The organism is Streptomyces sp. JLBT605, assembly GCF_058215555.1.
Genome location: NZ_CM177087.1, coordinates 4,230,010 through 4,247,957 on the forward strand (window position 1 = coordinate 4,230,010; position 17,948 = coordinate 4,247,957).

A 17,948-nucleotide genomic window follows, 5' to 3' on the forward strand; every position below is an offset into this window, starting at 1 on the left:
AGAAAAAACACAGCGAGGACGCTGTGAACCGAGGGGACTATTCCTCCTCTTGGTTCCGCTCAACGCGAGTGTGCAACCGGATTACCGGTAAACATTCACGGAGAGTTTGATCCTGGCTCAGGACGAACGCTGGCGGCGTGCTTAACACATGCAAGTCGAACGATGAACCCGCTTCGGTGGGGGATTAGTGGCGAACGGGTGAGTAACACGTGGGCAATCTGCCCTGCACTCTGGGACAAGCCCTGGAAACGGGGTCTAATACCGGATATGACCACTGACCGCATGGTTGGTGGTGGAAAGCTCCGGCGGTGCAGGATGAGCCCGCGGCCTATCAGCTTGTTGGTGGGGTGATGGCCTACCAAGGCGACGACGGGTAGCCGGCCTGAGAGGGCGACCGGCCACACTGGGACTGAGACACGGCCCAGACTCCTACGGGAGGCAGCAGTGGGGAATATTGCACAATGGGCGAAAGCCTGATGCAGCGACGCCGCGTGAGGGATGACGGCCTTCGGGTTGTAAACCTCTTTCAGCAGGGAAGAAGCGAAAGTGACGGTACCTGCAGAAGAAGCGCCGGCTAACTACGTGCCAGCAGCCGCGGTAATACGTAGGGCGCGAGCGTTGTCCGGAATTATTGGGCGTAAAGAGCTCGTAGGCGGCTTGTCGCGTCGGATGTGAAAGCCCGGGGCTTAACCCCGGGTCTGCATTCGATACGGGCAGGCTAGAGTTCGGTAGGGGAGATCGGAATTCCTGGTGTAGCGGTGAAATGCGCAGATATCAGGAGGAACACCGGTGGCGAAGGCGGATCTCTGGGCCGATACTGACGCTGAGGAGCGAAAGCGTGGGGAGCGAACAGGATTAGATACCCTGGTAGTCCACGCCGTAAACGTTGGGAACTAGGTGTGGGCGACATTCCACGTTGTCCGTGCCGCAGCTAACGCATTAAGTTCCCCGCCTGGGGAGTACGGCCGCAAGGCTAAAACTCAAAGGAATTGACGGGGGCCCGCACAAGCGGCGGAGCATGTGGCTTAATTCGACGCAACGCGAAGAACCTTACCAAGGCTTGACATACACCGGAAACATCCAGAGATGGGTGCCCCCTTGTGGTCGGTGTACAGGTGGTGCATGGCTGTCGTCAGCTCGTGTCGTGAGATGTTGGGTTAAGTCCCGCAACGAGCGCAACCCTTGTTCTGTGTTGCCAGCATGCCCTTCGGGGTGATGGGGACTCACAGGAGACTGCCGGGGTCAACTCGGAGGAAGGTGGGGACGACGTCAAGTCATCATGCCCCTTATGTCTTGGGCTGCACACGTGCTACAATGGCCGGTACAATGAGCTGCGATACCGCGAGGTGGAGCGAATCTCAAAAAGCCGGTCTCAGTTCGGATTGGGGTCTGCAACTCGACCCCATGAAGTCGGAGTCGCTAGTAATCGCAGATCAGCATTGCTGCGGTGAATACGTTCCCGGGCCTTGTACACACCGCCCGTCACGTCACGAAAGTCGGTAACACCCGAAGCCGGTGGCCCAACCCCTTGTGGGAGGGAGTCGTCGAAGGTGGGACTGGCGATTGGGACGAAGTCGTAACAAGGTAGCCGTACCGGAAGGTGCGGCTGGATCACCTCCTTTCTAAGGAGCACAGCACCGTCTGCGAGCGAATGTCTCGCACGGTCAGCTCATGGGTGGAACGTTGACTACTCGGCACTCTTGTTGGTTGTGACTGTTAGTACTGCTTCGGCGTGGAACACAGGTCATCGGCTGCGAGGGTGTCGGGCACGCTGTTGGGTGTCTGAGGGTGCGAGCGTTTGCTTGCCCTTCAAACGCCGGCCCCAGTGCACTCCGGATGTTTGGTTCGGGGGTGATGGGTGGCTGGTCGTTGCTTGAGAACTGCACAGTGGACGCGAGCATCTGTGGCCAAGTTTTTAAGGGCGCACGGTGGATGCCTTGGCACCAGGAACCGATGAAGGACGTGGGAGGCCGCGATAGGCCCCGGGGAGCTGTCAACCGAGCTTTGATCCGGGGGTGTCCGAATGGGGAAACCCGGCAGTCGTCATGGGCTGTCACCCATACCTGAACACATAGGGTATGTGGAGGGAACGCGGGGAAGTGAAACATCTCAGTACCCGCAGGAAGAGAAAACAACCGTGATTCCGGGAGTAGTGGCGAGCGAAACTGGATGAGGCTAAACCGTATGTGTGTGATACCCGGCAGGGGTTGCGCATGCGGGGTTGTGGGAGTGAGCTTCAGTCGTCTGCCGGCGGCTGGGCGAGTCAGAAACCGTATGGATAGGCGAAGGACATGCGAAAGGTCCGGCGTAGAGGGTAAGACCCCCGTAGCTGAAATCTGTACGGCTTGCTTGCTTATTTCCCAAGTAGCACGGGGCCCGAGAAATCCCGTGTGAATCTGGCGGGACCACCCGCTAAGCCTAAATATTCCCTGGTGACCGATAGCGGATAGTACCGTGAGGGAATGGTGAAAAGTACCGCGGGAGCGGAGTGAAATAGTACCTGAAACCGTGTGCCTACAAGCCGTGGGAGCGTCGCATGCAAGCTTGCTTGTATGTCGTGACTGCGTGCCTTTTGAAGAATGAGCCTGCGAGTTTGCGGTGTGTTGCGAGGTTAACCCGTGTGGGGAAGCCGTAGCGAAAGCGAGTCCGAATAGGGCGATGTAGTAGCGCGCTCAAGACCCGAAGCGGAGTGATCTAGCCATGGGCAGGTTGAAGCGGAGGTAAGACTTCGTGGAGGACCGAACCCACCAGGGTTGAAAACCTGGGGGATGACCTGTGGTTAGGGGTGAAAGGCCAATCAAACTCCGTGATAGCTGGTTCTCCCCGAAATGCATTTAGGTGCAGCGTCGTGTGTTTCTTGCCGGAGGTAGAGCACTGGATAGGCGATGGGCCCTACCGGGTTACTGACCTTAGCCAAACTCCGAATGCCGGTAAGTGAGAGCGCGGCAGTGAGACTGTGGGGGATAAGCTCCATGGTCGAGAGGGAAACAGCCCAGAGCATCGACTAAGGCCCCTAAGCGTACGCTAAGTGGGAAAGGATGTGGAGTCGCAGAGACAACCAGGAGGTTGGCTTAGAAGCAGCCACCCTTGAAAGAGTGCGTAATAGCTCACTGGTCAAGTGATTCCGCGCCGACAATGTAGCGGGGCTCAAGCGTACCGCCGAAGTCGTGTCATTGCAGTACATACCCCCAACGGGGACTGTGATGGGTAGGGGAGCGTCGTGTGCCGGGTGAAGCAGTGCCGGAAGGTAGTTGTGGACGGTTCACGAGTGAGAATGCAGGCATGAGTAGCGATTCACACGTGAGAAACGTGTGCGCCGATTGACTAAGGGTTCCTGGGTCAAGCTGATCTGCCCAGGGTAAGTCGGGACCTAAGGCGAGGCCGACAGGCGTAGTCGATGGACAACCGGTTGATATTCCGGTACCCGCTTTGAAACGCCCAATATCGAGCCCATTAATGCTAAGGCCGTGAAGCCGCCTCTGATCTCTTCGGAGTGAGGGGGAGTGGTGGAGCCGCTGACCCAAGGTGGTAGTAGGTAAGCGATGGGGTGACGCAGGAAGGTAGTCCAGCCCGGGCGGTGGTTGTCCCGGGGTAAGGGTGTAGGCCGTGTGGTAGGCAAATCCGTCACACGTTAAGGCTGAGACCTGATGCCGAGCCGATTGTGGTGAAGTGGATGATCCTATGCTGTCGAGAAAAGCCTCTAGCGAGTTTCATGGCGGCCCGTACCCTAAACCGACTCAGGTGGTCAGGTAGAGAATACCGAGGCGTTCGGGTGAACTATGGTTAAGGAACTCGGCAAAATGCCCCCGTAACTTCGGGAGAAGGGGGGCCATTTCCGGTGATGGAATTTACTTCCTGAGCTGGGGGTGGCCGCAGAGACCAGCGAGAAGCGACTGTTTACTAAAAACACAGGTCCGTGCGAAGCCGTAAGGCGATGTATACGGACTGACGCCTGCCCGGTGCTGGAACGTTAAGGGGACCGGTTAGCTCTGTTTCGACGGGGCGAAGCTGAGAACTTAAGCGCCAGTAAACGGCGGTGGTAACTATAACCATCCTAAGGTAGCGAAATTCCTTGTCGGGTAAGTTCCGACCTGCACGAATGGCGTAACGACTTCTCGACTGTCTCAACCATAGGCCCGGTGAAATTGCATTACGAGTAAAGATGCTCGTTTCGCGCAGCAGGACGGAAAGACCCCGGGACCTTTACTATAGCTTGATATTGGTGTTCGGTTCGGCTTGTGTAGGATAGGTGGGAGACTGTGAAGCATGCACGCCAGTGTGTGTGGAGTCGTCGTTGAAATACCACTCTGGTCGTGCTGGATGTCTAACCTGGGTCCGTGATCCGGATCAGGGACAGTGTCTGGTGGGTAGTTTAACTGGGGCGGTTGCCTCCTAAAGGGTAACGGAGGCGCCCAAAGGTTCCCTCAGCCTGGTTGGCAATCAGGTGTTGAGTGTAAGTGCACAAGGGAGCTTGACTGTGAGACCGACGGGTCGAGCAGGGACGAAAGTCGGGACTAGTGATCCGGCGGTGGCTTGTGGAAGCGCCGTCGCTCAACGGATAAAAGGTACCCCGGGGATAACAGGCTGATCTTCCCCAAGAGTCCATATCGACGGGATGGTTTGGCACCTCGATGTCGGCTCGTCGCATCCTGGGGCTGGAGTCGGTCCCAAGGGTTGGGCTGTTCGCCCATTAAAGCGGTACGCGAGCTGGGTTTAGAACGTCGTGAGACAGTTCGGTCCCTATCCGCTGTGCGCGTAGGAGTCTTGAGAAGGGCTGTCCCTAGTACGAGAGGACCGGGACGGACGAACCTCTGGTGTGCCAGTTGTTCTGCCAAGGGCATGGCTGGTTGGCTACGTTCGGGAGGGATAACCGCTGAAAGCATCTAAGCGGGAAGCCTGCTTCGAGATGAGGACTCCCACCTCCTAGAGAGGGTAAGGCTCCCAGTAGACGACTGGGTTGATAGGCCAGATATGGAAGCCGGGTAACCGGTGGAGTTGACTGGTACTAATAGGCCGAGGGCTTGTCCTCAGTTGCTCGCGTCCACTGTGTTAGTTCTGAAGTAACGAATTCGCCTTTGCTGGCTGGAGTTCGATATCTTCATAGTGTTTCGGTGGTCATTGCGTTAGGGAAACGCCCGGTTACATTCCGAACCCGGAAGCTAAGCCTTTCAGCGCCGATGGTACTGCAGGGGGGACCCTGTGGGAGAGTAGGACGCCGCCGAACAAATTGTGAGAGTAAGCCCTGTCGGGGACCTTTGGTTCCTGGCAGGGCTTACTCGCGTTTACGGGCCTCTATAGGCTCTCTACCGGCGACCAGACCCGCCGTGTCTCAGAGGCGGCCCGTCTGTTTGAGGGAGAGATACGCATCGGCCAAGGCCGGCGCGAACGTCTCCGGTGGAGCGTCGACCACGGTGGCGCCGTGCCGACGGAGCCGTTCTCTCATCGCCTCCCGCTCGGCTTGCACCCCCAGGCCGACAGCGGCCTCGTACATCTGAGCAATACCTCCCCGTGCCTCGGCCATTTCGTCCACCCGGGGATCGGACACCGCCCCCACCAGGACGCGATTCCGTCGGGTGAGCAACGGCATCACGGGCAGCAACCCCTCTTCCAGCGCAGGTGCGTCGAGTGTCGTGAGAAGGACGATGAGCGAACCAGACGATGCGATCCGCATTGCCGTCGTGACCAGGCCATGAGCGTCGGTCTCCACCAAGGAGGCATCGACGGGCGACAGCGCGTCCACCAGTGCAGGCAGAATGTCCCTGGCATTGCGGCCCTGAACGAGTGTCCGGATGCGTCGGTCGTAGGCCATCAGATCCACTCTGTCTCCGGCACGCGAGGCCAGTGCCGCCAGGAGCAGAGCGGCGTCCATCGAGGCGTCGAGTCGCGGGGCATCACCGACGCGGGCGGCAGCTGTCCGGCCGGTGTCCAGCACCACGAGGAGCCGGCGATCCCGTTCTGGCCGCCAGGTGCGGATTGCCAGGTCCGAGCGTCGAGCAGTGGCCCGCCAGTCGATCGAACGAGGATCGTCACCCGGCAGATAGGTACGCAGGCTGTCGAACTCGGTTCCCTGGCCCCGGGTGAGGCTGCTCATCCGGCCGTCGAGCTCCCGGAGGCGTGCGAGCCTCGCGGGCAGATGCCGACGGCTGGGGAACGGCGGCAGCACCCGGACAGTGCAGGGAACTCGGTGATGGCCCTGGCGTGCGGCGAGGCCCAGCGGGCCGTACGACCGGACGGAGATGCGGTCGGCGTGATGGTCGCCGCGGCGGCTGGGCCGCAGCACCGTGGTGAAACGCCTGCGTTCGCCCGGGGGCACGGCAAGCTTGTGCCGGGGCGACATGACGCCATCCTGGTTGAGCCGGGCGGTAGCCGTAGTGTCCGGGGGCAGCGTGCTGGGTGGCCAGGCATCGCGGACCCGGGCACGGAGAAGCCGAGTAGTCGGATTGTGGACCGTGACCTCCAGCCGCACGTCCTCATCGAACCGAACAACAGTGTCACCAGAACGGGTGAACCGAAGCCCGGACACTGGCGCGGCGAGCAGCAGGTCGCACAGAATTGCTAGCAGCAGGGGGAAATTGACGGCGAGCACTCCAGCCCAGCTGGGGAGCACAAGGCCGACGATCAGCGCGCTGACTGCGGCGAGGAAAGCCACTCGCCCGGTGATGGCCACGGTGCCGGCCTCACCGGGGGACGGGGACGTGAAGCAGAAGCGCGGTGATCACCGAGTCGGTGGTGATGCCCTCCATCTCGGCTTCGGGCCGGAGTTGGAGTCGATGCCGCAGGGTCGGCAAGGCGAGCGCTTTGACGTCGTCGGGCGTCACATAGTCGCGGCCGGTAAGCCAGGCCCAGGCGCGTGAGGTGGCAAGCAGTGCGGTGGCGGCTCGGGGCGAGGCGCCAAGAGTGAGTGAGGGGGACTCACGAGTGGCACGACAGATATCGACGACGTAGCCGGTGACCTCAGGGGAAATTCTCGTCTCGGCCACCGCGAGGCGCGCTTCTTCGAGGTCGGCAGGACCCGCCACAGGGCGAATGCCGGCGGTGGCCAGGTCGTGCGGGTTGAAGCCTTCGGCGTGACGAGTCAGGACATCAATCTCGTCCTGACGACTGGGCAGCGGGACCGTCAGCTTCATGAGAAAGCGGTCCAGTTGAGCCTCAGGCAGCGGATACGTGCCTTCGTATTCGATCGGGTTCTGAGTTGCGGCGACAAGGAACGGCACAGGTAGCGGGCGAGGAATTCCGTCGACCGAGACCTGACGTTCCTCCATGGCCTCGAGCAGCGACGCCTGTGTCTTCGGCGGGGTGCGGTTGATCTCGTCGGCGAGAAGGAGATGGGTGAAGACCGGGCCGGGTTGGAAGGTGAACTCCGCTGTACGCGAGTCATAGACCAGAGAACCCGTCACGTCACTGGGCATCAGGTCGGGAGTGAACTGCACGCGCTTGCTGTCGAGTTCCAACGAGGCGGCGAGCGCGCGGACGATGAGGGTCTTGGCCACGCCCGGCACTCCTTCCAGGAGGACATGTCCTCGGCACAGCAGTGCGACGACCAGTCCGGTGATGACGGGGTCCTGGCCGACCACGGCTTTGCCGATCTCGGTTCGGATGGCTTCCAGGGAGGCTCGGGCACGGTCGGCGGTCGGGACGCTCACGCGGTGCTGTCCTTGTCTCTCGGGAGTGGAGCTTGCTGTGTGCGGTGCGTCGGTCCGGAGCTGATGGCGAGGGCGAGGGCATCGAGTTGGTCGGCGAGCCTGATGAGTTCCGCGTCATCCGCCGGGGTGGGACCGAAGAGGAGGGCCGGGACCGTCGGAAGCTTCGCCTCCTCACCCTGGTCGCGCAGCCGGGCGTGGACGGCGGGAGTCAGCAAGTCGGGCTCGTGTGCCTGGGATCGGGGGATCCCGACCAGCCCGGCCAGCCGGACGCGGGTGGCCGAGCGCAGGGCGGCGGCCGCGCGGTCGCGGGCATTGGCCCGGTGGTAGAGGCGGGCGTGGCCTTCGATGGTCTCGGAGGCCATCACCGAGACAGGGAGCGGCTCCACCACAAGGGGGCCCAGGCGGCGTGCCCGCCACACGGCGGCGAGTACGGCCGCGATGCCCAGCTGGAGCGCCCCCCAGCGCCAGCCGGCGGGGATGAGTTCGAAGAAGCTCCGGTCGCCATCGGCGGCGGAGACATCGTCCAGTGAGGGGAGGTACCAGACCAGATGCGGTCGGGATCCGAGGAGTTGCAGTGCCAGCGAGGCGTTGCCCCGCTCGCCGAGGCGCTGGTTGAAGAGGAGGTCCGGCGCGCCCAGCAGCACGGTGTCGCCAGGGCCGCTGCCGTCCGGCCCGGCCGGCAGGCGCAGCAGGGTGGGGAGTCCGGAGCTGGGGTAACAGCCCTCGGCGCCAGGGAGGATGGTGGTGTAGCGGATGCCGCCGAGGTCGGTGTCCCCCGCGCGGCGGGCGGCGGCCAGTGCGCACTCCGGGGTGCGCCGCTTCACGGCAGTGGAGGTCCGGGCTTCCACCCCCGGGGCCAGCGCGGTGAGGGACTCGGTGCCGGGAGCCAGCAGCACGGTGCGCCCGCCGGAAGGGGCGAGCCGACGGCGCAGGGCCTCTCGCTGCCGGTCGCTGAGCAGGTCGGGGTCGGTGATCAGGAGAGTCGTGTCCGGGCCCGCGGCGGTGCCGGCGGCCTGGGCGGTGGTGACGACGCGGACGCTGACTCCTCTGTCCCTGAGGAGTTCGGCGACGGCCCGGCTTCCGCGCGGGTCGCTGGATCGAGGGTCGAGCAGGCCGTGCCGCTCATCGGAGCGGACGACGGCGAACAGCAGACCGGCGGCGAGCAGGACGGCCAGGGCGATCAGCGGCCCCCGGGCGCGGGGCCACCACTGTGCGGCGGTGGGGGCCGGGATGCCGTCGGCGGCGGCCGTGGCCATCACCGCCCTCCGGTGGCGTCGGAGGGGAGGAGCGGCGGGGTGCGTCGCAGATCGCGGTCGAGTTCGGACAGCTGGGCGTATGAGTGCTCGCTGCCCGGCCGCCCTCCATACCGGATGCCGTCGAAGGTGCGAGCGGCCGCGGCCAGCCGGCCGGCCTCGGTGGGGATCGCGAGGCCCGCTTCAGCGGCGGTCTCCGCGGCAGTCCGGCCGGGGCGGACGTCGATCAGAGTCCGTTCCTCCAGCGAGCGGACGATGGCCCGCATCCGCTCCTGGACGGCGTCGCTCCAGCGGTGGTGGGCGGCGTGCTCTTCCGCCGCGGCGCGGTGTTCGGCGGAGCTGAGCGTCCGTTCCTCGAACAGTGCGCCCGGTTCGGCCTTCGCCGCAGGACGCGGAGGGCCGAGGCGCAGCCGCAGCGCGATGCCGAGCAGAAGGACGATCAGGACGATGACGGCCAGCCCTGTGCCGCCCCCGGGAGCGGCCCCGGAAGCGGCGTCGAGCACGTCACTGATCCAGTCCCACACCGCGTCGAAGACGCGCTGGACGATGTTGGGTTCATGCTCCTGGTATCGGGGCTTGGAGAGCTCGTCCTCGGCCGCTTGGCGGGCGGGGACGCGGGGGTCCGTCACCGGTACGCCATCCGCGGTGGGCAGCATCAGCAGGGCCCTCGCGGTCGTCGCTCCCGGTGCGGTCACCCGATCAGCCTCCGGACGCCTGACCGGGTGGGTTCCCCGTTCCCTGCCCTGTCCCGCCGTATCCCTCGGCACCGGCCGCGCGGCCGAGTTCGAGGTCCAGGGCCTCGCGGCGGATCCGCTGGTCCATGTAGAGCAGCGCGGTGACCCCTGCGGTGATCGGCAGCGTGATGGTGGTGCTGATGACCCCGCCGATTCCGATGACGGTGAGGAACGCCCAGCCCACCGAGGTGTCCTCGCCCGAGAGCCAGTCGGTCGCGCTGTCACCGCCGACGACCATGGCCACCATGCTCGCCGGGATCTCCACGATCGCCTCGACGATCAGGACGATGAGGAGGGCCAGCAGTTGGATGCCGAACACCCGCCACCAGGCGCCGCGCACCAGCCTGGCGGAGCGGCGCAGCGCGGTGGTCACCGGAGCCTTCTCCAGCATCAGTGCGGGCGCCGCGAGGCTGTAGCGGATCCACAGCCAGATGGCGGTGACCACACCGGCGAGGCCGCCGAGCAGGGCGAGGGCGGCGCCGCCGCTCTCCGCCCCGGCCAGGGCCAGCAGCAGGCCGGGTGCGATGCCGGCGAGCAGCGTGGCGATGACGATCAGCGGCAGCAGGAAGAGCAGGGCCAGCAGGCGCGGCAACTGCGGCCGGGCGGTGCGCCAGGCCTCGCCCATGGTCACCGGGCGTCCCAGCACGGCCCGGCTGGCGACGACGGTCAGCAGAGCGGTGGCGACGACGGTGCCGAGCACGCCGACGAGGGCCGCGACGCCGGTGGTGCCCAGAGTGCCGCCGATCGCGTCAAGGGTTTCGTCGAAGGTCGGATCCGAGCGGTCGTCGAGACTCTCCAGTCCCTCGGTGTCCTGGAACCACAGACCGCTCGCGACGGTCAGCAGGATCTGGGTGACGACGGCCACGGCCAGCGCGATGCCCAGGACGGTGCGCCAGTGGGCCCGCATGGTGGAGACCGCGCCGTCGAGTATCTCGCCGACGCCCAGTGGGCGCAGCGGGATGACTCCGGGCCGGGCGGCCGTCGGCGGGGCGGTCCACCCGGCTCCCCACTGGCGTCCCGGGCCCGCCTGGCCTGGAGGCGGTGCCGGAGGGCCGCCGGGTGCGGACCAGCGCCCGGCCGGTGGCTGCCGCTCGGCCCACTTCGCGCCCCAGGCGGGCTGCTCGGGTGCGGTGGGCCGGTCGGAGGACGCACCCTCTTGCCGGGCGTCCCGGCCGGGCTCGTCCGCCGAGGAAGATCCGGGCGGTGCCCAGCCCGGAGAGTCGTTCATCGTCACTCCTTCGCGCCGGCTTGCCGCCGGTGTGACGGAGGCCGGTTGGCTGCCATCGTGCCACGCTGCACCGGGCTTGGTCCCGGCCTCCCGACCGGCGGCGCCCCCTTCAACAGTCGGTGTTCCCCGGGGCAGACTGGGCCCATGGCCGACCAGCACCCGGTACCCCGGGAGTACGGCACCTCGTCCACGATCCACGCGCTGCGCCGGGTGCCCCTCGCCGCGCCGGGCTCCTCGGTGTACGACCCCGCCTTTGACGTCATACCCCCGAACTGCTGACGGCGGTCGTCACCGAGCACCGGGTGATACCGCCGGTCACCGGCGCCGCCCTCGGCGGCCTGGGCGCCGGGCTGCGACCGCCGCGGCCCGAGCCGTCCGGCTGATCCGGGAGGCTCGCCGCGCCACCAGGGGTGAGCGGTCGCCCCCTCCGCCGCGCCACGAGGCCAGGCGCACCCCTATCATCTGGGCTGCCGAGACTCAGTGGTCGGAACAATCCGTTACGTTCCTGGCTGATCCGGGCGAACGGCTCCGAATCGCGCAAGACACCCCTAGGACAGAGGCAGACATCAGCGGACAAGATGCCCTTAATCGTGAGCTGGATCACCCTGCTCTATGGGCTGGATGCGAAAATGGGATGATGTCGATATGAAGGGACGCGTCCTCGTCGTCGACGACGACACCGCACTGGCAGAGATGCTCGGCATCGTGCTGCGCGGCGAAGGCTTTGAACCATCGTTCGTGGCGGACGGCGACAAGGCTCTGGCGGCCTTCCGTGAGGCCAAACCGGATCTGGTGCTGCTCGACCTCATGCTGCCCGGACGGGACGGCATCGAGGTGTGCCGGCTGATCCGGGCCGAGTCCGGGGTGCCGATCGTCATGCTGACCGCCAAGAGCGACACGGTCGACGTCGTGGTGGGCCTGGAGTCCGGGGCGGACGACTACATCATCAAGCCGTTCAAGCCCAAGGAGCTCGTCGCCCGTATCCGGGCGCGGCTGCGGCGCTCCGAGGAGCCCGCGCCGGAGCAGCTGGCCATCGGTGACCTGGTCATCGATGTGGCCGGGCACTCGGTCAAGCGGGACGGGCAGTCGATAGCGCTGACTCCGCTGGAGTTCGACCTGCTGGTCGCGCTGGCCCGCAAGCCGTGGCAGGTCTTCACCCGTGAGGTGCTCCTGGAGCAGGTGTGGGGCTACCGGCACGCCGCCGACACCCGGCTGGTCAACGTGCATGTGCAGCGGCTGCGGTCCAAGGTCGAGAAGGACCCTGAGCGGCCGGAGATCGTGGTGACCGTGCGCGGCGTGGGCTACAAGGCCGGGCCGAGCTGACATGTCCGGGAACGACCCTGCTCCGCAGTCCGGTACGCCGGGCGGAGCCGGCGCGGGGAGCACCCGCACGGGACGGCCTGCCGACCCGGCGGGTGACATCCCGCTCTTCCGGCGCCTGTGGAGCGGCGGTCACCTCCTGCCCGACGGCGCCAAGGGCGGACCGGCGCACCCGCTGATCCGGCTCTTCGGCCGCTGGGTGCGGCGGCCCCTGGTCCCGGCCGCCCGGCTGTGGCGGCGCAACATCCAGCTGAGGGTCGTCGCCACCACACTGCTGATGTCGCTGGGCGTCGTGCTGCTGCTCGGCCTCGTCGTCATCGGCCAGGTGCGCAACGGCCTGCTGGAGGCCAAGCGGCACGCGGCACAGGGGCAGGCGGCGGGCGGCTTCGACGTCGCGGAGCAGATGGCCGAGGCCGCTGCCAGTGACGCCCGGGGCCAGGAGGAGGCGGGCGCGGGCAGCCGCGGCACCCAGGACACCGGTGCCTGGCTCACCGCGCTCGTCCACCAGCTGGCCAGCGGCGGCAAGGGCTCGTACTCCGTGGTGGCGCTCAGCTCCGGGTCCACCGGCGCGCCTGCCGTCGCCAGCCGGGGCCCGCGCGCCTCCGGTGACATCAAGCCGGCCAGTGTGCCGGAGGAGCTGCGGGAGCGGCTGAACAAGCCCGACGAGGTCTTCGAGCAGTACACCAAGATCGTCCACAACAGTTCCGAAGAGGACGAGCCGGGCCTGGTCATCGGCAAGCAGCTCGACGACAACAACGGCGAGCCGTATCAGCTGTACTACCTCTTCCCCTTCACCCAGGAGGAGAAGTCGCTGAGCCTGGTGAAGGGCACGCTCGCGACGGCCGGGGTGTTCGTCGTGGTGCTGCTCGGCGCCATCGCCTGGGTCGTGGTGCGGCAGGTCGTCACACCCGTCCGGATGGCCGCCAGCATCTCCGAGCGGCTGGCCGCCGGCCTGCTCCAGGAACGCATGAAGGTCACCGGCGAGGACGACATCGCCCGCCTCGGTGAAGCCTTCAACAAGATGGGCCAGAACCTCCAGGGGAAGATCCAGCAGCTGGAGGAGCTGTCCCGGATGCAGCGCCGCTTCGTCTCGGACGTCTCCCATGAGCTGCGCACTCCGCTGACCACCGTCCGGATGGCGGCGGACGTCATCCACGAGGCCCGCGAGGACTTCGACCCGGTCACCGCCCGCTCCGCCGAGCTGCTGATCGGCCAGCTCGACCGTTTCGAGTCGCTGCTGGCCGACCTGCTGGAGATCAGCCGCTTCGACGCCGGCGCGGCCGCCCTGGAAGCCGAGCCGATCGATCTGCGCGATGTGGTCCACCGCGTCGTGGACGCCGCCGAGCCGCTGGCCGACCGCAAGGGCAGCCGGCTCCTGGTGCGCGGCGCCGAGCATCCGGTACTCGCCGAGGCGGACTCCCGGCGCGTGGAGCGGGTGCTGCGCAATCTCGTGGTGAACGCCGTCGAGCACGGCGAGGGCCGGGATGTGGTGATCCGGCTGGCCGCCTCGCACAGCGCGGTCGCGGTCGCCGTCCGGGACTACGGCGTCGGGCTCAAGCCCGGCGAGGCGACCCGGGTGTTCAACCGCTTCTGGCGGGCGGACCCGGCGCGTGCCCGTACCACCGGCGGCACCGGCCTCGGACTGTCGATCGCCGAGGAGGACGCGCGGCTGCACGGCGGCTGGCTCCAGGCCTGGGGCGAGCCCGGCGGCGGGTCGCAGTTCCGGCTGACCCTGCCGCGTACGGCGGGCGACGCGCTGCGCGCCTCCCCGATACCGCTGGAGCCGGAGGACTCGCGCCGCAACCGGGGCGTCCACGGCTCGACGGTGGCACCCCGGTCCGGGCGGCGCGGACCCACCGCGCTCCCCACCCAGGTGCGGCCGGCGCTACCCCCCGGCCCGCCCGCGCAGCCGCCCGGGGGACCCGCGAACCGGCCGGGCGAGGAAGGCACGGGCGGTGCCTCGGGGAGGGTCATCCGTGGCACCGTGCACAGGACCGGCAACGAACCGGAGGGCCCTGCTGGTGGGCGCTGACAGTCACCGACATCATGGACGCCGCCCGCTCACCCGGCGCCGCTGGAGCGCGCCCGCCGCGCTGACCTGTGGCGCCGTGCTGCTGGCCGGCTGTGCCTCGATGCCCGACAGCGGTGATGTGAGCCGCGTCGACTCCTCTCCCCGCAGCGAGGTCGACACCCAGGTCCGGGTGTACGGCGTGAGCCCGGGCAAGAACGAGCCGCCCAGGGAACTGGTCTCCGGTTTCCTGGAGGCGACCACCAGCGACGAGGAGCACTTCGACACGGCGAAGCAGTACCTCGCGGAGCGCACCGCGGACTCCTGGGACCCGTTCGCCGCCATCACCGTGCTCGCCGAGGCGCCCGCGATGCAGGTGATCTCCGACCGGGACGGCGAGGGGGTGTCGGTGGAGCTGACCGGTACCCAGCTGGCCAGGGTGGACTCCCACCACGCCTACGAGCCGCGGGAGAAGCCGTACCGGCAGGTGGTCCACCTCGGGCGGTCCGGGTCCGAGTGGCGGATCGACAACGTGCCGGAGGGCCTGATCCTGGTCGAGTCCGACTTCCAGCGGCTCTACGGCGCGGTCAACAAGTACTACTTCGCCGAGCTCGGGCCGGACGCCCAGCGGGCGCAGTTCGACGACAGTCAGCTGGTCCCCGATCCGGTGTATCTGCGGCGCCGTATAGACCCCGTCACCTCCACCGTGAAGGCCCTGCTCAGTGGGCCGACGAACTGGCTCGACCCGGTGGTCCGCACGGCCTTCCCCCAGGGCACCAGGCTGGCCGACGACCACAGGCTGACCCTGGACGACTCGGACGCCCTGAAGATCCGGCTGCGCATGCCCGTGCGGGTGGACGGGGAGCGCTGCCGGCGGATGGCGGCCCAGGTGCTGTTCACCGTGCAGGACCAGGCGTCGGCGCACCTCAACGAGGTCCAGCTGGAGCGGGCGAACGGCTCCGAGCTGTGCTCGCTCTCCCGTGACGAGGCCCTTCCGTACGACCCGGAAACCATCAACGGGTCGGCCGGCCACCAGTACTTCATCGACGCCGAGCACCGCATGGTGCGCATGGCGGACCAGGACGACAAGCCGCAGACCGTGCCCGGCCCCTTCGGCGCGGACGGCGCCCTGCTGCGGGCGGTCGCGGTGGCCCGGGACGAGCAGCACGCCGCGGGCGTCTCCCAGGACGGCCGGCGGCTGTACGTGACGGACCTGACCGAGGGCGCCGAGCGCGGCCCGGTGAGGCTGCACAGCAGGACGGGCGGTGAGAAGACCGGGCTGTCGGTGCCCAGTTGGGACGGCCTGGGCGGCCTCTGGGTGGCCGACCGGGATCCTGATCGGCCGCGGCTGCTGCGTCTGCAGGACGGCACCGGTGACCTCACCGAGGTGCGGATACCGGATCTGAAGGGCGGGCGCATCGCCTCGCTGCGGGTGTCGGCGGACGGCATGCGGATCGTGTTGCTGGTGAAGCGCGGAGGACACACCAAGCTGCTGCTCGGGCGCATCGAGCGGGCCGGCAGCGCCGAGCGGCCCGAGCTGTCGGTGACCGGGCTGCGGCCGATCGCGCCGAAGCTGGAGGACGTGGACGCGGTGTCCTGGGCCGCCGGCAACCGGCTGGTGGTGGCGGGCCGGGAGACCCGGGGCGTGCAGCAACTGCAGTATGTGGAGACCGACGGTTCCCCGGTGAACGTCCCGCCGCCGCCCAGTCCGAACCGGGCGGAGACTTTGGCCGCCTCGGAGGCCCCCGACAAGCCGCTGATCGCCCAGTCGCCGGACGGCATTGTGCGACTCCCGCTGAACGGCGACTGGAAGACGGTCTCCAAGGACGGCACCGCCCCCGTCTATCCGGGCTGATCCCACCGCTTCGGCGGTTCCCGGCCGCGACCGGGGGTATCTCGCCGGGAGTTTTCCACAGGGGTGGCGGCCGGGTGGGACCCCAGGGAGAGTGGTCCCATGCGCGGGTGGTGGCAGGAGATCACCGGCCTGGTGCTGCCGGTGAGCTGTGCGGGGTGCGGTCAGCCGCGTTCGACGCTGTGCGCGGCGTGCCACGCGGTGCTGTGCGAGGCGGGATCGCGGCGTGTCCGTCTGAGCCCGGTGCCGCCGGGACTGCCGCCGGTGCATGCGGTGGCGGCGTACGAGGACCAGGCGCGGGCGGTGCTGCTCGCGCACAAGGAGCGGGGCGGTCTGCGGCTGGCCGAGCCCCTCGGGGCGGCTCTGGCCGGCGCGGTGCGCGGGGCGCACCGGGCGGCGGGCGGCGCCCCGCCGGGAAGAGGCGGCCGCGAGCCGGGGCCGCTGCTGCTGCTGCCGGTGCCGTCCGCGCGCCGGGCGGTGGCGGCGCGGGGTCATGACCCGGCCCGGCGGATCGCGCTCGTCGCGGCCCGGTCGCTGCGGCGTGCCGGGGTTCCGGCCCGGGTGGCGCCGGTGTTGCGGCAGCGCCGACCGGTGAGCGACCAGACGGGGCTGGACGGGCGGCAGCGGCTGGCGAACCTGGCCGGGGCCCTGGAGGTGGCGCCCGGGGCCGCGGGGCTGCTGGCGCCTGGCCGGGTGGTGCTGGTGGACGACCTGATGACGACCGGTGCGTCGCTGGCCGAGGCGGCGCGGGCGGTGCGCCGAGCGGCCGTGGCGGTGGTGGGGGCGGCCGTGATCGCCGCGCCACGGGACGCCTTCGGGGCGCACCACCGGTTGCGTTCGATTTGAAGCGGAACTCAAATAGAACATAAGTCGTTGCAGGTAGTGCGGGGAAAAGTGGCATCCGAGCGGAGGGTACGGCTCGGTAGGGGTGTCGACTTCCCCCCAGGGGAGCTATGTTCGGTCGTGAGGGATGGCGGGCGCTATACCCCTTACATCCTCTTGGTGCGCTTTCATGCTTCCTTCGCGAACATTGAAAAATCTGGGGTGGAGATCTTGTACAAGGGGGAGGAGGAGGTGAAAGCCGCCAAGTCGGGGGCTCCGGAGATCTCCGGAGCCTAGTGCAGCAAGGGACGCGCTCCGCCTCTTGATGACGGAGCGCCCCGGGAACGGAGTTCTGCGTGGACATCGTCGTCAAAGGCCGCAAGACAGAGGTGCCCGAGCGGTTCCGGAAGCACGTGGCCGAAAAGCTGAAGCTGGACAAGATCCAGAAGCTCGACGGCAAGGTGATCAGCCTGGACGTCGAGGTGTCCAAGGAACACAATCCGCGGCAGGCTGACCGATCCGACCGAGTCGAGATCACCCTTCGCTCCCGCGGGCCGGTGATCCGTGCGGAGGCCGCGGCCGCAGATCCGTACGCAGCGCTGGACCTGGCAGCGGGCAAGCTGGAGGCGCGCATGCGAAAGCAGCACGACAAGCGCCACACACGGCGTGGCAACGGGCGGATTCCGGCGAGCGACGTCACCGTCGCGGTGCCCGAGGCGGCCCGCATGAACGGAAGCGGCGAGATCGCCGCGCAGCGGGCCCCCGAAGCCGTACCCACCACCCGGATGGGCTCCCTGGAGGTGCAGGGGGAAGGCCCGCTGGTGGTCCGGGAGAAGACCCACGCCGCCGCGCCGATGTCGCTCGACCAGGCCCTGTACGAGATGGAGCTCGTCGGGCACGACTTCTACCTGTTCGTCGACTCCGAGACCAAACACCCCAGCGTCGTCTACCGGCGCCACGCATACGACTACGGCGTCATCCACCTGGAGCCGGAGGCGTTCGTGGGTGAGGAGGCCGGCGGAGCCGGCGGCTCTCTCGGCGGCTGACCGCCGCACAAGCGATCGACACCGATCGAAAAATCGATGACG

At 67.4% G+C, this 17,948-nt stretch carries 11 protein-coding genes and 3 rRNA genes; 9 read left to right on the forward strand and 5 right to left on the reverse strand.

The features are described 5' to 3' along the window. Positions 1–94: 94 nt before the first annotated feature. The 3 genes from AC4BDD_RS18350 (at position 95) to rrf (ending at position 5,224) form a co-directional block, all read left to right on the forward strand. Positions 95–1,622, forward strand: a 16S ribosomal RNA gene (locus AC4BDD_RS18350). A 283-nt stretch (positions 1,623–1,905) separates the two neighbouring features. Continuing rightward, positions 1,906–5,029, forward strand: a 23S ribosomal RNA gene (locus AC4BDD_RS18355). Positions 5,030–5,107: 78 nt separating this feature from the next. Further along, positions 5,108–5,224, forward strand: a 5S ribosomal RNA gene (gene rrf, locus AC4BDD_RS18360). Together the 16S, 23S and 5S rRNA genes form the textbook arrangement of a ribosomal RNA operon. 105 nt (positions 5,225–5,329) lie before the next feature. Here rrf and AC4BDD_RS18365 read toward each other — a convergent pair. The 5 genes from AC4BDD_RS18365 to AC4BDD_RS18385 are packed head-to-tail and all read right to left on the reverse strand — an operon-like array spanning position 5,330 to position 10,858. Then, complete coding sequence (locus tag AC4BDD_RS18365) at positions 5,330–6,667, reverse strand: DUF58 domain-containing protein (RefSeq protein WP_490686528.1); 1,338 nt, start codon at positions 6,665–6,667, stop codon at positions 5,330–5,332. A gap of 10 nt (positions 6,668–6,677) precedes the next feature. Beyond that, a complete protein-coding gene (locus tag AC4BDD_RS18370; RefSeq protein ID WP_490686529.1) occupies positions 6,678–7,643 on the reverse strand; it encodes an AAA family ATPase in 966 nt (321 codons plus the stop codon). Continuing rightward, positions 7,640–8,899: a DUF4350 domain-containing protein gene (locus AC4BDD_RS18375; protein WP_490686530.1), complete on the reverse strand. Its 1,260-nt coding sequence runs from the start codon at positions 8,897–8,899 to the stop codon at positions 7,640–7,642. The genes AC4BDD_RS18370 and AC4BDD_RS18375 overlap by 4 nt, the downstream gene beginning before the upstream one ends. Continuing rightward, entirely contained in the window at positions 8,899–9,591 is a 693-nt protein-coding gene (locus AC4BDD_RS18380; protein WP_490686531.1) for a DUF4129 domain-containing protein, read from the reverse strand. Before AC4BDD_RS18380 ends, AC4BDD_RS18375 begins: the two co-directional genes overlap by 1 nt. A gap of 4 nt (positions 9,592–9,595) precedes the next feature. Further along, complete coding sequence (locus tag AC4BDD_RS18385) at positions 9,596–10,858, reverse strand: hypothetical protein (RefSeq protein WP_490686532.1); 1,263 nt, start codon at positions 10,856–10,858, stop codon at positions 9,596–9,598. 144 nt (positions 10,859–11,002) lie between these two features. Here AC4BDD_RS18385 and AC4BDD_RS18390 point away from each other — a divergent pair, with 144 nt between their 5' ends. The 6 genes from AC4BDD_RS18390 (at position 11,003) to hpf (ending at position 17,906) form a co-directional block, all read left to right on the forward strand. Beyond that, positions 11,003–11,137 (forward strand): hypothetical protein, encoded by a 135-nt coding sequence (locus AC4BDD_RS18390; RefSeq protein ID WP_490686533.1) that lies wholly within the window; start codon positions 11,003–11,005, stop codon positions 11,135–11,137. Positions 11,138–11,503: 366 nt separating this feature from the next. After that, a complete protein-coding gene (mtrA, locus tag AC4BDD_RS18395) occupies positions 11,504–12,181 on the forward strand; it encodes a two-component system response regulator MtrA (RefSeq protein ID WP_490686534.1) in 678 nt (225 codons plus the stop codon). Position 12,182: 1 nt separating this feature from the next. Beyond that, positions 12,183–14,210: an MtrAB system histidine kinase MtrB gene (gene mtrB, locus AC4BDD_RS18400; protein WP_490686535.1), complete on the forward strand. Its 2,028-nt coding sequence runs from the start codon at positions 12,183–12,185 to the stop codon at positions 14,208–14,210. Further along, positions 14,200–16,041 carry an LpqB family beta-propeller domain-containing protein gene (locus tag AC4BDD_RS18405; RefSeq protein WP_490686536.1) on the forward strand — a complete coding sequence of 614 codons (1,842 nt, stop codon included), beginning with the start codon at positions 14,200–14,202 and terminating at the stop codon, positions 16,039–16,041. Before mtrB ends, AC4BDD_RS18405 begins: the two co-directional genes overlap by 11 nt. Before the next feature lie 99 nt (positions 16,042–16,140). After that, on the forward strand, positions 16,141–16,884 hold the full coding sequence (locus AC4BDD_RS18410; protein WP_490686537.1) for a ComF family protein: 744 nt from the start codon (positions 16,141–16,143) through the stop codon (positions 16,882–16,884). 332 nt (positions 16,885–17,216) lie between these two features. Further along, entirely contained in the window at positions 17,217–17,906 is a 690-nt protein-coding gene (hpf, locus tag AC4BDD_RS18415; RefSeq protein WP_490686538.1) for a ribosome hibernation-promoting factor, HPF/YfiA family, read from the forward strand. Positions 17,907–17,948 lie beyond the last annotated feature (42 nt).

What these genes read in the sequence shown, in the direction of transcription:
- AC4BDD_RS18375 (WP_490686530.1), bottom strand. Translation starts at nt 8,899, where the DNA reads ATGGCCACGGCCGCCGCCGACGGCATCCCGGCCCCCACCGCCGCACAG.
- AC4BDD_RS18385 (WP_490686532.1), bottom strand. Translation starts at nt 10,858, where the DNA reads ATGAACGACTCTCCGGGCTGGGCACCGCCCGGATCTTCCTCGGCGGAC.
- AC4BDD_RS18390 (WP_490686533.1), top strand. Translation starts at nt 11,003, where the DNA reads ATGGCCGACCAGCACCCGGTACCCCGGGAGTACGGCACCTCGTCCACG.
- mtrA (WP_490686534.1), top strand. Translation starts at nt 11,504, where the DNA reads ATGAAGGGACGCGTCCTCGTCGTCGACGACGACACCGCACTGGCAGAG.
- mtrB (WP_490686535.1), top strand. Translation starts at nt 12,183, where the DNA reads ATGTCCGGGAACGACCCTGCTCCGCAGTCCGGTACGCCGGGCGGAGCC.
- AC4BDD_RS18410 (WP_490686537.1), top strand. Translation starts at nt 16,141, where the DNA reads ATGCGCGGGTGGTGGCAGGAGATCACCGGCCTGGTGCTGCCGGTGAGC.